At 49.9% G+C, this 15,270-nt stretch carries 14 protein-coding genes, 1 other RNA gene and 1 pseudogene; 3 read left to right on the forward strand and 13 right to left on the reverse strand.

All coding sequences use genetic code 11. The features are described 5' to 3' along the window. Positions 1-124: 124 nt before the first annotated feature. The 12 genes and pseudogenes from rimK to M0R33_RS10510 all read right to left on the reverse strand — a co-directional run. Positions 125-898 (reverse strand): annotated as a pseudogene (gene rimK / locus M0R33_RS10455) (30S ribosomal protein S6--L-glutamate ligase); the annotation flags it as partial. 17 nt (positions 899-915) lie between these two features. Next, positions 916-1,590 (reverse strand): acireductone synthase, encoded by a 675-nt coding sequence (mtnC, locus tag M0R33_RS10460; protein WP_292568518.1) that lies wholly within the window; start codon positions 1,588-1,590, stop codon positions 916-918. Further along, positions 1,587-2,144: a cupin gene (locus M0R33_RS10465; protein WP_292568520.1), complete on the reverse strand. Its 558-nt coding sequence runs from the start codon at positions 2,142-2,144 to the stop codon at positions 1,587-1,589. Before M0R33_RS10465 ends, mtnC begins: the two co-directional genes overlap by 4 nt. Next, positions 2,141-2,764, reverse strand: a complete 624-nt coding sequence (locus M0R33_RS10470) for a methylthioribulose 1-phosphate dehydratase (RefSeq protein WP_292568522.1) — start codon at positions 2,762-2,764, stop codon at positions 2,141-2,143. The genes M0R33_RS10465 and M0R33_RS10470 overlap by 4 nt, the downstream gene beginning before the upstream one ends. Positions 2,765-2,794: 30 nt before the next feature. Further along, an RNA gene (gene rnpB, locus M0R33_RS10475) (RNase P RNA component class A) lies at positions 2,795-3,145 on the reverse strand. A gap of 61 nt (positions 3,146-3,206) precedes the next feature. Next, a complete protein-coding gene (locus M0R33_RS10480) occupies positions 3,207-3,674 on the reverse strand; it encodes a CBS domain-containing protein (RefSeq protein ID WP_292568524.1) in 468 nt (155 codons plus the stop codon). A gap of 205 nt (positions 3,675-3,879) precedes the next feature. Then, positions 3,880-5,133, reverse strand: a complete 1,254-nt coding sequence (locus M0R33_RS10485; protein ID WP_292568526.1) for a glutamate-5-semialdehyde dehydrogenase — start codon at positions 5,131-5,133, stop codon at positions 3,880-3,882. Positions 5,134-5,238: 105 nt separating this feature from the next. Beyond that, complete coding sequence (locus M0R33_RS10490) at positions 5,239-6,765, reverse strand: GTPase (protein ID WP_292568528.1); 1,527 nt, start codon at positions 6,763-6,765, stop codon at positions 5,239-5,241. Then, complete coding sequence (locus M0R33_RS10495; protein ID WP_292568530.1) at positions 6,762-7,967, reverse strand: GTPase; 1,206 nt, start codon at positions 7,965-7,967, stop codon at positions 6,762-6,764. Before M0R33_RS10495 ends, M0R33_RS10490 begins: the two co-directional genes overlap by 4 nt. Before the next feature lie 30 nt (positions 7,968-7,997). Further along, positions 7,998-8,543, reverse strand: a complete 546-nt coding sequence (locus M0R33_RS10500; RefSeq protein ID WP_292568532.1) for a hypothetical protein — start codon at positions 8,541-8,543, stop codon at positions 7,998-8,000. Positions 8,544-8,690: 147 nt separating this feature from the next. Beyond that, positions 8,691-9,674, reverse strand: coding sequence for a diguanylate cyclase (locus tag M0R33_RS10505; protein ID WP_292568534.1), 984 nt, complete (start codon positions 9,672-9,674; stop codon positions 8,691-8,693). Next, positions 9,661-10,173: a methanogen output domain 1-containing protein gene (locus tag M0R33_RS10510; protein ID WP_292568536.1), complete on the reverse strand. Its 513-nt coding sequence runs from the start codon at positions 10,171-10,173 to the stop codon at positions 9,661-9,663. The genes M0R33_RS10505 and M0R33_RS10510 overlap by 14 nt, the downstream gene beginning before the upstream one ends. 818 nt (positions 10,174-10,991) lie before the next feature. Between M0R33_RS10510 and M0R33_RS10515 the strand changes: the two genes are divergently transcribed. Then, on the forward strand, positions 10,992-11,192 hold the full coding sequence (locus M0R33_RS10515) for a hypothetical protein (RefSeq protein WP_292568537.1): 201 nt from the start codon (positions 10,992-10,994) through the stop codon (positions 11,190-11,192). A 1,020-nt stretch (positions 11,193-12,212) separates the two neighbouring features. Here M0R33_RS10515 and rsmI read toward each other — a convergent pair. Then, positions 12,213-13,055 carry a 16S rRNA (cytidine(1402)-2'-O)-methyltransferase gene (gene rsmI, locus M0R33_RS10520; RefSeq protein WP_292568795.1) on the reverse strand — a complete coding sequence of 281 codons (843 nt, stop codon included), beginning with the start codon at positions 13,053-13,055 and terminating at the stop codon, positions 12,213-12,215. A gap of 49 nt (positions 13,056-13,104) precedes the next feature. On the opposite strand from rsmI, the gene M0R33_RS10525 reads away from it, so the two are divergent. Then, complete coding sequence (locus M0R33_RS10525) at positions 13,105-14,898, forward strand: penicillin-binding protein activator (RefSeq protein WP_292568539.1); 1,794 nt, start codon at positions 13,105-13,107, stop codon at positions 14,896-14,898. Further along, complete coding sequence (locus tag M0R33_RS10530; protein WP_292568541.1) at positions 14,898-15,266, forward strand: YraN family protein; 369 nt, start codon at positions 14,898-14,900, stop codon at positions 15,264-15,266. The genes M0R33_RS10525 and M0R33_RS10530 overlap by 1 nt, the downstream gene beginning before the upstream one ends. Positions 15,267-15,270: the final 4 nt, after the last annotated feature.

Consider the following 15,270-nt stretch of genomic DNA (forward strand, 5'->3'; position numbering starts at 1 on the left):
GGGTCAAAGCCGAGGTGACGCGGACGGCCAGGGCCGCCGAAGGCAATCACCGTGACGGTGTAGGCGCGATTATTCACTCAGGGATGGTGAATAATCTTTACCGCCGGAAGCCGTCACTCGCCGGTACCAATGGCCCGCGATTGGCGCGAAGTAAATCCACCCCGCAGACATTCAGTCCCATAATTTTCGCGGCCCGCACTGCCGTGGCGCGTTCCAGCGGCGTCAATTTTATCAATGCGGCGCTGCCGCCACGGTGCAGGTTGGAGCGAAATTCGCCTTCCTGGCCTTGGCGTTTGATGGCAGCTACCACCTTGTCGCCAATCACGAAGCAGCGGATATCGCTGCCTTTGGACTCCTGGATGAATTCCTGCACCATGATGTTGGCGTTCAGCCCCATAAAGGCTTGAATCACGCTGCGGGCGGCATTGTCGGTTTCCGCCAATACCACGCCTATACCTTGCGAACCTTCCACCAATTTGATAACCAAGGGTGCGCCGCCCACTTCGGCGATTAGATCTTCGATGTTGTCGGGATTATGGGCAAAGGCGGTGATCGGCAAATCGATACCCTTGCGGGCCAGTAATTGGCTGGAAGCCATTTTGTCGCGGGAACGGCTGATGGAGGCCGAGTTATTCAGGCAAAAGGTATTCATGACCTCGAATTGGCGCAATACCGCTGTGCCGTAAAAGGTGATCGAGGCGCCTATTCGTGGAATCACCGCATCGTAGCCCAATAGATTTTCGCCTTGATAATGTATCGAAGGCTTCATCGAGGTGATGTTCATGTAGCAATGCGTAGGGTCCAACACGCGGGCTTGATGACCAAGGGCCGCGGCAGCTTCCATCAGGCGCACGCTGGAATACAGCGTGGGGTCGCGGGATAAAATCGCGATTTTCATAGCCAATCGCCTATTGCTTATAACGGGATAGCGGCAAAATCTTTAACCTGCCGATGAGCGGCTTGCTGATCGATGGCGTGATCCCTCACTAACCAATAGGTATCGAACCCGGCTGCGCGCGCGGCATTCAGCTCGGCTTCGATATCGGATAAAAATAATATATCGGCGGCGGGCAACTGTAATTGTCGAGCTATGGCCTGATAGGACGCTGCTTCTTGTTTGCTGCCGATATGGGTGTCGAAATAACCGGAAAATAATGGCGTCAAATCGCCGTATTCGCTATGTCCGAATAATAATTTTTGTGCATAGACAGAACCGGACGAATACACATAAAGCGCATAGCCCTTGGCATGCCAGTGTTTTAAACGTTCCGCCGCGTCCGGATATACGTGGCCCGTAAAAGCACCTTGCCGGTAACCGTCTTGCCAGATCAGGCCTTGTAACGATTTAAGCGGAGTGACTTTTTGATCGCGGTCTATCCAATCCGTGAATTGATCGATTAATTGCTCGTTATCTAGCGCTTGGCCGGCAATTTGCCGCGCATCATCCAGTAATGCCTTGATTTCCGACTCCCGGCCATGCTGGCGGACAAAATCCGCTAGATGGGCGCGGGCATAGGGAAACAGCACATCCTTTACAAAAGACAATGAGGAGGTGGTGCCTTCAATGTCGGTGAGGATCGCTTTGGTCATAAACTGGTCAAATACTGGTCTAAAGTGGGAAAGCTGTCTGCAATCGGGTCGCCGGTAAAGTTGCCAATCCAGCCGTCTTCAGTAGTAAATAGCCGAATACATTTAAAATCCGGCATTTCGCCCATATCGAACCAGTGCTTGGTATGCGCCGGCACGCTGATCAAATCGCCCTGTTCGCAGAAAATGGCGTACACCTTGTCGTCGACATGTAAATAAAATAAGCCCCTGCCCTCCACAAAAAACCGTACTTCGAAGTCGTCGTGGGTATGTTCGGACAGAAATTTCTGCCGCATGGCCTCCTTTTCCGGATGGTCGGGTTTCAAGCTGACAACATCCACCGATTTAAAACCAAACTGTTCGGTAAGTCTGTCGATGTGTTGTTGATAAGCGTCCTTGACTGTGAGAACTTCGACTTCGGAAATAAATTCGCTGCCGGCTTCCCAGCGTTCGAATTGCACGCCGATAGTCTTGAGTTGTTCTGAAATGCTGTCGAAGTCACGGCAGGTATTACCCTGTTGCGGTTGATTGGCCGGATAGATAGTTAATGCGCTCATGGTTGTTTCACTCCGTGTAGACGTATTTCACAATCGAATAAAAATTCCAGCGCCTCGAGATGGCGCAGGGTTTCCGCCACCGAGCGGCCCCAGGTGTAAAAACCGTGACCGGCAATGATATAGGCATGGATGTCACTATTTCGATCCAGAAAATTTTCCACTTGGGTAGCCAGACGCGGAATATTCTGATCGTTGGCGAAAATCGGTATGCTAACGCGGGATTCGTGGGTATCGATGTCGGCAAGCGCTTTCAATAGCTCGTAATTTTTCAAGACGATTTCGGATTTGAACAGCCGCGCCGCCAAGGTAGCATTGATCGAATGCGGGTGCAAAATTGCTTGGACGGCAGGAAAACGCCGGTAAAGCGAGGTGTGCAGCAAGGTTTCCGCGGAAGGCTTTTGTCCGTCGAGTGACTGGCCTTGCGGGTCGATCAACATAATATCATCGTGCAGCAATTGGCCTTTATGCCGGCCAGAAACCGTAATGGCGATGTTGCCGTCGCTCAAGCGCGCGGAAAAATTACCGCTGGTGGCCGGTACCCAACCCTTGCTGTCGATGAAGCGCCCGGCGTCGATCAATTCGTCGGCCTTGCTAAAAAATTCGTCGGTTTTTAAATTCATGGGAAGATTTTGCGAATTGCAAAAGGGAAGAGAAAGAGTTGGCCTGTAAGCCGGGTTCTGTCGAGAACAGCCATTCATCTAGGCGGCAAGTCACCCTGCCGCTCAAGCAATCTACCCAGGCGCCGCGCGGGCCACGCGTATGCGCCTCTATTTGATCTTGCTCCGGGTGGGGTTTTCCATGCCACAGCTGTTACCAGCTGCGCGGTGCGCTCTTACCGCACCATTTCACCCTTACCGGGTTCTAAAAGAACCAGGCGGTATATTTTCTGCGGCACTTTCCGTAGGCTCGCGCCTCCCAGGCATTACCTGGCACCCTGCCCTATGGAGCCCGGACTTTCCTCCCTTTCATTTGCATGAAACGGCGGCTGCTCGGCCAACTCTGGGAGTAATTATACAGAACTTCTAAAACGAAAGTATGTCGTAAAAAAAACCGAGTTTAGTTTTAGCTTTGCGCTTGGCCTTCGGCAATGCGTTTTTCCCGTTCTTCGCGGGCATGTTCCAGTTTGGAAAATACCTTGAGAATATCGGTAGCGGACAAAATTCCAATCAGCTTGTTGCCCTCTACCACCGGCAAGGCGCCGATACGGTGATCGGCCATCATGGCGGCTGCTTCGGAAACCAGTGTTTCGGCGGTGACGGTATAAACGCCTCGGTGCATGATGTGCACGACTTTTTGTGACACCACATGCAGCTGAGTATTGTCTTTATTGGTTTCGACCGCGTTGGAGTTGCTTTTCGGTCCCAGGGCTTTATAAAGGTCGCGGTCGGACACGATACCGACCAATTTGCCTTTCTCCACCACGGGTAGATGGCGGATTTTTTCGTAATGAATTAAAAAGAAAACCCGATCGATCAGATCGTGGGGTTCCACGGTAAAAACTTTGCTGGTCATTAATTCAGCGACGCGCATGGTGATCTCCAGATAAATTATAGCTACACAGAATAAGGAAATAGCGGTTGCTTGACAAGGTGAAATCAGTTTAACCGAAGGAAAGCGATGAAAAAAAAAGGGGGAACAAGCAGCCGGTTTCCGGCAACTCGGTCGGCAAATTTACTGAACAGCGTTAAAATTCTTTTGAATGGGGATTGGCTGCAAAAGGCATTGTTGGCGTTTTCTAAGCCCTTAAATGTCCATCGCCATAAGCAACCCATTTGTAGGTTGTGAGCTGGTCTGGCCCGACCGGGCCGCGGACATGAATTTTATCCGTGCTGATGCCGACCACCGACCCCAAACCATAATCGCCGCCGCCCGACAATCTTGTGGAAGCATTTATCATCACCGACGCCGAATCCACCTGCTGTTCAAACTGTTGAGCCATGTTCAGGCTTTGTGTGACGATGCCGTCGGTATGTCCCGAGCCATAGTAATTGATGTGAGCAATCGCCGATTGAATACCGTCCACAATTTTGATCGACAAAATCGGCGCTAGATATTCGGTATGCCAGTCGTCTTCCGTCGCCGCTGCAATACCCGGCAACAGCTTTTGCGTCGCATCGCAGCCGCGCAGCTCGATCCGGTTTGAGCCGAACGCCGTCTTCAGCAGCGGTAACAGCTGTTCGGCACACTGTTTATCGACCAGCAGGGTTTCCAGCGCGTTACAAACCTGTACGCTTTGGCATTTCGAGTTAACGGCGATGGCGACCGCCTGATCGGGATTTGCATCGGCGGCGATATAGAGGTGGCAAATGCCGTCGTAATGTTTAATGACCGGAATGCGGGTGCCTTCGGCAATACGTTTGATTAAGCCTTTGCCGCCACGCGGAATTAACACGTCGATATACTCGTCCATTTTCAGCAGCTCGCTCACCGCCTCGTGTCCGGGGGTGCGGATGATCTGTAGCGCGTGTTGTGGCAAGCCTGCGTCAACGGCGCCTGCAATCATGGCATCGGTAAGCAATGTGTTGGTAAGCAGGGCTTCCGACCCGCCGCGCAAGATGACCGCATTGCCGCTTTTGATGCACACCCCGGCGGCATCGGTGGTGACGTTGGGTCGCGATTCATAAATAATACCGATGACGCCCAGCGGTACCGATTTTTTACAGACCCGCAGCCCATTTGGATTGGTATGCCCCGACAGTATTCGATTCAGCGGGTCCGGCAACTGCGCCACTTTTTGCAAGCGCGTCAGCAGGTACAGAAAGGTTTTGTCGTCTATCGTCAGACGCTTGATCATCGCATCGGACTGTCCTTCATCCCGGGCCTTAATGATTTCCAGGGCATTAACCTCCAGAACCCGAGTTTTGACCGACTCAAGCGCCGCGGCCATTTTAGCCAGGGCAAGATTTCGCAATGCTTCAGGCGCCGATGCTAATTGGCGCGCCGCTTGGCGGCTTTGTTTGGCAATGACTTCAACGGGAGGGACACTCATGATTTTCTCGATATGATCGCTGTTTGAGAGCATTAAGATTACCAGTATTCAGGGAAACGGTGTGTCATCGCCGATTTCGCCAAGCGCTATTCCCCTGCCTCATGGTTACCAGGATTTTCTTAAAAACCAACGGCTGGCTTGAGCGACTTGCTGCCACAGCAAAGTCCACTTCTGCCGGTTTTTGGCATCTTTCAGGCATCGTAACAAACGGGCCCGATTTGCTTCATCCATTTGCTGGCCCATGACCAGCCACAAGGAATCGACGTTATAAACGCCTAAACCGTCATTATTGCCCAAGCTAACCGGTACCAGGGCGGTGGTGTCCGGCAGGGCCAAATCTTGCTGAATGGCGTCCATGGCGGCGCGAATATTGACAGCCTTTACGCAATCAGGTTCTAGCACATCATAGGGTGGCTGCCATTCTCGAAGCGGCCGAAGTTCATCGATATGGGTTACCACCACAAGGATGGGCGGAATTTTCCGATTGGCTTGATGATGGTAGTGCCGGTGAAATTCATGCAAAAAATGCCGGTCGGCGGAGCGTGCCGCATTGTTGGCATGACAGACCAGCATGACTAAATCGGTTTTATCCAACTCCTGCCGATTGTCATGTATCCAACTGGTGTTTTCGCCATAACCAGGCGTGTCGAAAATCAGGCCGGAAAACGCGCCTTCGCGATCCAGCGTATAAGGCATGATCGCGTCGGTGCAGGAAACCACATCAGCCGCCGCGCGTGGCGAATCAAACAAGGTATTGATCAAGGTTGATTTGCCGGCATTGGTTTGTCCCGCCACCAGAATACGGATCGGTTCCTGACTCTGCGTTTGCTGCCGCTCCGTTGCCTGTAACTCATCGTCCCGTGACTGGGCTGACAAGATATCCGATTTTTGCGGCTCCACCGCCATGCGCCCGCTATACAGCATGATGGCATAATGCCCCACTTTCTGAATATAGGTTTCCAATAACCAGTCTTGCAGACGCGGTACGGTTAAAGCCACGGCCTTATCCTGAGCATAATTTTTTAATTCCTGTAATACCCCGCTCATGGGATTCAATACCACGCGCCCCAAGCGTAAAGCGGTATTAGCGTCACTTAAATGGTCCAGCCAACGCTGCATATTTAAACCATCCGCCAAGGTAATCACGTGACTGAAGGGTATATGCCCCGTTATTTGTCGATGCAAGTCATGGCATACCTGCTCGGCTAGCCGCAGTAGCTCCGTAACGGGAATATCCATTTCCGGTTGCGTCGCATTGGCGCGGTAGTGCCGGGCCACCAGCAGCAGAACCTGTTGCCCTAGCTTTAACCAGGTATCAATTTGATCCAGTCCGCTTCGAGTGTCTTGGTTAATGGTGGGCGCCAGTGCCTGCACCGCATCCCAGGCGGCTTGATCGCGTTGCGAAAATGGGGTGTCCGGCTTGACCGCGCCTTCCTTCCGCGCCCTTTTTCTAGAACGATTCAGCCAGCGGGACACAATCCAAATAAGGCCCGTACAAGCCACGGATGAATTGAGCCATATCCAAAACCACTGCTGTTGCCATAACCACCAGGCACCGCAAGCCATTAACACTAAAAACGGAATGCTGCCGATAAAAAGCATCAACAGCCAGGGCCAAGCTCGTTTGATCATGATTGAGCACCCTTACTGAACCTGTCTTTTAATAATTCGCGGCCTTGTTGTAATTGATCGTCATAGACCGCCTTCAGCATTTCCGGAGAGAAGGCATGGCCTTGCCGGGTTTGTGCATAGTAATAGCAAAGGGTCATGCCCAAGGCATAGGTAATTGCGGCTGTGGATAGGCCGGCAATTAGCGACCCCCAACCCGGCACAAATTTAGCCAATTCGCGCACGCCTAATCCAAAACTTAAGCCGCCGATGCCGATCGCGCTGGTCACTTCGTAGACGCTACGCCGTGTCAGCGGTAAACCGTAAATTGACGCGATACTATGAAACAACTTGCCTTGCGCGGTAATCACCAGCGGCACGCTGGCGGCGGGCACGGGCGTCATTGCCAGCAGTCCGCAAGATATGGCGTATCCCAGGATGTGCGGATACGCGTGTTGCAGATAAACATCGTTGAGCTGGTCTCTTTGCGCCCGGTTTTGCAACAACATCTGCCGCAATCCGGTCGGCAAGGCCAACTCGATGGCCGACCACAAGGCATCGAGACCGTAATCGGCTGGGACATAACCGTCTTGTTCCTGCGTCAAATCCACCGCCACAAACTGGGCGTTTAAGTCTTTAAAATGTTGCCGTTGCACATTTAGGGAACGGGCCAAGTCGGCTGGGCAGTTACTGGCAAATTGATCGGCGGCATAGGGATACGGCAGCACATGTTCCGTGGATTTATGCGGATAGCCTTCATGCAAACAGGTCTGTATCACCAGCAATGGCCACTCAGGACGACTATGCCGAATCGCGCGAATCGCTGCTAATACGCCGTCTAATTCATGATCCATGGCTTTAATCACAACCATCAATAAATGTGCCTGGCTTTGGCACCAAACCATATCTTCGGCGGGGTCGTAGCCTGCTTCGCCCAGTCCCCGCGTATCTAAAAAACGTACAAAGGCTGTTTCCGAGTCAGGAAAATCGAAAACGAAAGACCGCCGGGTGCATGGGCGAAACCCTTGCCCAATCTCAGCGCGGCTGGAACTGGTTAAAGCTTGAACGATGGACGACTTACCGCTTTGGGTTTTACCCAATAACCAAAATACCGGGATGGGCAGATGTTGACGCGCCTGCCGCAGTTTTTCATGCAACTGAATGTCGGATACTTTGGGGGTTAGAATTTGATTAATCCAGTCACCTTTCAATAATTTAGAAATCATGGGTTGCCTGGGTTAGCTAGTAAGGGAAGGTTAATGAGCCGTTGCGTGGTCATACATGACACCGAACAACTGTATCACCGTAAAAATCAGAGTTTGCGTAATGCGGGTGGCTTTGACGCGAATCGGGTTTTCCGAGGCAAAATCGTCAATCGCGGCATTCATGAAATTGACCAAGCCGGTTTGCGAGTTGCCGTCCATGATGCGCTCCAAAAAGCGATCCTGCAGTTTGTCGCGGATTTTTGGCTCCATGGGCCGATCGGTCATTAAAGCCTGCAGTTCTGTATCCAGCAGTACGGCGCTCTTTTCCAGCCAGTCGAAACCCAGGGTATTTTGAGAAGGCAGTGGGCCAAACGCTTTTTCAAACACACAAATTACATCGAAGCACAGATCCATAAACAAATTAGCCATGTCTTGGTTCTGTCGGGCAATAACAGTGGGAAAAACCCCAAAGATGGTTTGTGCAAATGCGGATTGATCAAGCTGAAATTGCTGCAGGATTTTTCTGCCGGCGGTTTCATCGATGGATTTAGCATATTCCAATGCCTGGTATAGCTCGTGTGTAGTCAGTTCGCGCATTGTGTTTTCCGGTGTCGGTGTCTGATTGGTCTGATTTTATCAAGATACCCCGGGATTGACTGATGCTTTGTTGCCTAAAAGAAATGATCGCAGTCAGTTGTTGATGGGCTAGGATGCCGGCGAGTGTGCGGCGGGTGTTGGAAAAAGTCAGTTATCGGTGGTGAGTTCAATGTCTTCGGAAACCTCATAGTGTACGGCGCAGTTCCTGCCTTTTTCTTTAGCCTGGTATAAAGCGAGATCGGCTAAGTGGACAATATTAGCTACGTCGACTTTTAGGTGGGACGGTGTAGCCGTATAACTCCCAACTGAAACAGTCAGGTAATTAGCGATAGCAGAGCCTTCATTCGGGATATTCAGTTTCCTTACCGCTAAAAGTATCTTATCGGATACGCACTGAGCGCCGGCGATATCGGTATTGGGGAGCAGTGCGGCAAATTCTTCTCCGCCAAATCGTGTCACAATGTCACCGGTTCGTTTAACATTATTTGTCAGCGTTTTCGCCACCTGAATAAGAACTTTGTCACCTTGAGAATGGCCATAGGTATCGTTAATATTCTTAAAAAAATCCAAGTCCAACATCAGAAATGAAATTGACGAGCGGGAATGAAACGCTTGATCCCAGAGTGTTGGCAACGCCTCTTCCAGGACCCGGCGGTTGGCAATTTTAGTGAGCGGGTCGATACGCGAGTCCGATACTGCTTGTTGCAACTTTAGGTCGGTGGTTAAGGTTTTCTTTTCATGTTTGTTTTGTTCCAGGTATAAACGATTTAGAGATGAAAAAGCATGCAAACGTTGTGCACGGTGATGAAATTCTATGAGATAAACGGGATGACTAAAAAGAGTGAGATCAATGCGTGTGCAGCAAACGATCATATTGGTGACATTTGCCACTAACTTTGCCTCGACTAGCTGAACCCGCTTGTTTCGCACGATAAGTTTTTTTACAGCGCTTTCTTGCTTTCTATTTTCCAGAAGTGCAAAAAAACATTCTTTATCGAGAGGCGCCAGATATTCTTTGAGGCTTAAATTCTTAAAGAGCCATTGTCCTTCGGCATTCATGACCCCGGAGGGCAATGAATACGCGTCCAAAAATTTTGCCGTTTCATCTGATAGCCCATTATTCAGACCCATAATATTCAATTCCTTCAGCCGATGAGTTCGGATCAAAATGTAATGTAACTTTACAACCTGAGTGCCCGCGCGCAATGGATTCATCAATGCTGACTTTAGCGTATGTTAAATTTTCCGCGGCAATAACGCCGAAAACATTTGAAGTCATCATGCATAGGGCCTCTCGGCCGATTACCTTGTCTTCGAAGGGGCACTGTCGATTACCGAAGACTATTTTGCTATCGGTTTCTTCGATGATATAAAAGTCGCCATGGACACGTTTCTTTAAATCAACAAGCACTTCAGCCACTTGTGCTTTATTCAGACGGTCTAGCTGCAATGCTTGTCGATATTCTTGGTTGATTTCTTCACCGATTTTTTGGCCTACCAGTGCGATAAAACCTTCTGCTTCTTGTAAACCAATAACGTCTTGCAATGTTCCCGAAAGATGACGAAGCATTTGTAGGAGAAAATCATCGCGATTTAGTAAAACGGGAGCTTGTTGAATATTTTTACTCATATGCTGATTCCCCTTGATAATAGATGAACTTGCATTGTGCGAATTAAGATTTACTTACCCGGAGAATCCAATCTGCAATTCAAGAATTAGGGCCGTTCTAAAACGAACTACCCAAAATTACTACAATGAATAACAACGACTTGTGCCTTATCAGCGCATGTTCTTAATGTTTGAATTCTCCTTCGCTAAGCAGCGAACGAGTTCGAGATAGCTCGTAGCCCAACGCGCGGATGATAGTAGCATTAACGGCAATGTTCTGCATGTTTGGTCCGGCAAGGACGGTCGTTATGGCGGCGAGGTAAGCTCGATCAGAACCGCGAACATTAGTTACGATGAACTCGATCGCTCAAAAACATGTTCCGGCTGACCGATGAGCAGGATCTACCAAAAGGTCCACGGCCGAATCCTTCATTTTGCAATCATTGGATTGAAAACCGTAATAGGTTCTTATCCGCTTTGCGTTATCGCTGTGCCAGCCCCGATATGCGCAAAAGGTCGGGGAAGAATCAACAGCAGGGTAGTGACGGCATGGAATAATTCGAACGATGTGACTTTTGGCGACGGCAGAGCACTATTTAGTGCATCCAATCGGGTTTAACCAATCCCTGAAGAAATTAGCAAGGCATTCAGATAACGTGTACATTAGAAAAGCCAATTAAAATAAATCTATCATCGGTTTTTTATTAAAGCAGGCGAAGCATTAACGGTAGTTTAATTTTTCTAATTGTTTGTGCATGGAGGCCATCAAATTAAATTAATCTGAAAACCGAGACTACTAGTTGTATAACAATAAATAACTAACTAACAGGATCTAACCTATGAACAAGAAATTATTAATAGTGTGTGTAAGCTTGAGCTCTTTAACTGGTTGCCCACCAACTTATGTTGCGCCGCCTCAAGGCGATACAACGGCTAATTTCAAGGAATCTCCGGGTTTCCAGGAAGAAGAAAAACCAGCGCCGATTATTAATCAGGCATCGCCTTCAAATAATCAAAATCCGCAAAACTCAGAATACTAAAAAACTTATTAACTCATATCTGCTGTAGAGCAAGGCGAGGTTTGGCATTTAAAAATGCCAAACCTCAATTTTCTAAATAGGTAGGGCTTATTTTAAGCTAATTGGGCTGGCAATTGGCGACACAACGTGTTTGGGAAGTAACCTTGCCGCCACATGTTGAATAACAGCGCTGATATTGATTATCGCATTGAGAGCTTGCTTCGCATTCCTGTTTGGTACACCAGTCTTTGGCGCAGTATTTTTGGCCGGAAGCAACACATTGATTATATTTCGTATCAGCCCGGGTCTCGCAATTTTGATAATTCATTTCAGCCATTTGCTGGCAATTATTGACCCTCATTTGGTCTAATTGTTCGCACGACATCTTTGTGTTTTCACATTGGAAGGTACAAGATCGTCCTTCCGCTGTTGTGGGAGGATCATAGTTATAGAAAGTCTTATACTGAGGTGTGGCACAAGCTTGAATAAGGATCGTTAAAAATATAGTCAATATCCATGTGAGTTTTGAGTTCTTCATTGTATTTCCTTTTTTCTATTTATTTTTATAAAAAGTGAATTAATCGAGTTATAGCCAAGAGCACTAAACCGAGAAAAATTCTGAAAGCCTTGTATCGGTTATATGAAATACCCATCTACCACCGTTATTATTTGCCTCTTTTCACTGTATGTTAATTTTTGTGACACAAAGTAATCAATGTGTTGGGTACAAAATCATTTTCTAAGAAATACAAATCTTTTTCCCTGAAAAACTAATATTTGGCTCGCCAGTAAAAAAGCCCCCCCGTTCGCCTCAAAGGTGGTTATCAAAGATAAGCTTCATGGGCTTTGTACCATATTGAGCTACTTACATCCCGAAAAAAAGCAAATTTACAGGCCTATAGAAGCCGATAAAAGCGAAGCTAAGATTGAGCTGCATTGGCATGAGATTGCGTAGCAAACAGATTGGATTAATCCAAAATCCTTGCAGGCTATTAAAAATTATAGAGATTTCTAAAGGGGGCGGGCTGGATCGATCATGCACTAGTTTGCTTGCATCTCCAGCGCGGCCTGGTACAAAAGTTTCTTGCGCTGTCCGGTAATTTCCGTGGCTAGGGCCACGGCGGTTTTGATCGAACATTCTGTTAGCAGCAGACGCAGAATTTTTAAGTGCTCGTCGCTAAGTTGCCGTTGATCGGCTTCGAGTTTGCGCCCGGCAACGATGACCACGAATTCACCCTTGCGCATGTTTTCGTCGCTTTGCACCGCTAGCACGGCGTCAGCCAGCGGGGCTTTTAAAATGGTTTCATGTAACTTGGTGATTTCGCGAGCTATGACGATTTCGTGATCGGCGGGGAAAATTTCCGCCATGTCTTCTAATGCGGCCTGAATACGGTGGCTGGACTCGTAAAAAGCCCACGTGGTGGTGTCGGCCAGTTTCTCCTGAAAAAAGCTTCGACGGGCCGAGGCGGTGCGCGGCGGAAAACCTTCAAAGGTAAAGCGGGTGATGGGCAGGCCGGAGGCCGACAAGGCGGCGATGAGTGCGCAGGCGCCGGGGATGGGGACGACCTCCAGGTCTTCTTGTTTGGCCAATTTCACCAGCGGCAGGCCGGGGTCGCTGAGTAATGGGGTGCCGGCATCTGAAACCAAGGCAATGGATAGACCGGCTTGTATTTTTTCGATCAAGCCTCGCGAAGCATGTTCTTCATTATGTTGATGCAGCGAAACCAGCGGTTTGTTGATGCCGTAGTGGTTTAGCAGCATTTTGGCGTGGCGGGTATCTTCGGCGGCGATTAAATCCACCTGCTTGAGAACCTCGACCGCCCGGAAGCTGAAATCCGCCAGATTACCTATTGGCGTGGCAACCACGTATAATTTTCCGGACATTTGTTTTAAGCCCTCCGCTGCTATGTCTGATTCAAAGTTTTTTTTCATTATGCCCCGTCGCTGTCTGGTCTGCTGTGTTTTTGCCGGCTTTTTTTTAACGGCCTGTACGCCAGAACCGGTGAAAAACCGGACGCACTTGGAAGTAAGAACCCAACAGCCAGCTCGCCGGCCGGTTGCGCCCATGGTGAGAAGTTACGGTTTGGCGGATGGCCAGGCCGACAGGCATTTACTGAGTGCCGACACGTTTATTCAAGGTGGCGATAATCAGGCAGCCCGGCAAGAGCTGGATTTGATTAATGAAGCTGAGTTGTCCCCGGAACAACGCGCTAAATTCAATTTACTGGACGGGCAGATTGCGTTGAGCATGGGCGATGCGGAACATGCCATGCAAAAACTGAAAATGGTCCGGCCCGCGTTGTTGCCGACCCAGGATAAGATCAATTATTACCAGTCGCTGGCGTTTGCCGATTTGTTGATGGGCGATGTATTGCAAGGGGTTAGCGCCCGCATCAGGCTGGGCAATTTGTTGCAAGACCCGCAGCAGCAGCAAGCCAATATTTCCGCCATTATCGACATGCTCAGCGTATTGCCGGAAGAGGCCCTGCAGGCCCGACCGCAAATGGCCGGCGAATTGAGTGGTTGGATGTCGCTTGCCAAGATCCTTAAGCAGCGGAATCAGCCGGGCTTCGATGTAAATGGCCAAATTCAGCAGTGGCGGCAGGATTATCCGGGTCATGCCGCCAACGCCGGATTTTTGCAGGCGTATCTGTCCACGCCCGCTAGTGCTTCGGCGGAGGAAAATGTTTCAGAGCAAGTGGCGCAGGCTCAACAATCCGAGGCTGGCATGATAGCGGTATTGTTGCCGACTTCCGGCGCTTATGCGCCTGCCGGTAAGGCGATTAAAGTGGGCTTGCAGGCGGCTTATCGGCTCGCCGCCAGTGCCGCGCCGCAGCTGCCGTTAAAGTTTTACGACAGTGCTCAGGATGATGTCGGCAGCCTGTATCAGCAGGCGGTTGCCGAAGGGGCCAAGCAGGTGATTGGGCCGCTGGTTAAAGAGCAGATTCAAGCGTTGGCTAATAATGCCAATCTCAGTGTGCCGGTGCTGGCGTTGAATCACGTCGATAATCTTAGCCAAAACCATTTGTATCAGTTCGGCTTGAGTCCAATCGATGAAGCGGAAGCGTTAGCGGTTAAAGCGCTTCACGATGGCCGACAAAGTGCCCTGGTGTTGGTGCCGAATACCTCCCAAGGCGAACGGATCGGCAATTATTTGGCGACGGCGTGGCAGAATCATGGCGGTACGGTGGCGGGCATACAATCTTACGATCCGAGACAGCATGATATTGGCGCCGTGTTGAATCAGCTGATTAGTTCTTCAAATTACCCCGGCGCTCAGCAACCGTCCCGTGCTCTGTTGCTGAGCGCCAATGCCGATGCCGCTCGGGAGCTGGCGCCGCAATTGAAATACCATCAAAACACCGATTTGGCTGTGTATGCCATGCCGACCATCTATTCCGGATCTCCCAACCCGGTGCAAGATGCCGAATTAGGTTCGTTCGAGTTTTGCGATATGCCCTGGCTGTTCGATAGTTATTTTAGCGGGCCGTTGAGTCAGTCCGCCTTGCAAAACAGTCTGCAAGGCATGCCGGACAGTTTAAGCCGCTTGGTGGCGCTGGGCGTTGACGCTTACAATTTGTTGGGACATTTGGATCAATTGCCGGTTAGGCCGTATGCCGGCGCCACTGGACATTTGTCGCTGGATAGTGAAAATCGCGTCACCCGTAAATTGGTTTGCGCGCAATTCAAGGGCGGGTTGCCGGTGGCCTCTGGGTTTGCCGAATAATGGTATTCGGCAAACCCAAGCCCGCGCATTTAGTCAAGGGCGATAGCGCCGAACGGCAGGCGCTGGACTATTTACAACAGCAGGGTTTGACGCTGGTCACCAGTAATTTTCGTTGCAAAGCCGGCGAGCTGGATCTGGTGATGAAAGACGGTGCCGCGCTAGTGATCGTCGAAGTACGCTATCGCAAATCCGAACAATTCGGCGGCGCTTTGGCCAGCATTACCCGGCAAAAACAGGCGCGCATCGTCGCTGCCACGCAACACTATGTCATAATCAACAAACTGAGCCATTACGCCATTCGTTTTGATGTGGTGGCTCTTTCCGGCGATAGCCGCATCAATTGGATTAAAAACGCTTTTCAAACCTGAATTT

It is taken from the genome of Methylomonas sp. (assembly GCF_023228165.1).
Lineage (GTDB): Bacteria > Pseudomonadota > Gammaproteobacteria > Methylococcales > Methylomonadaceae > Methylomonas.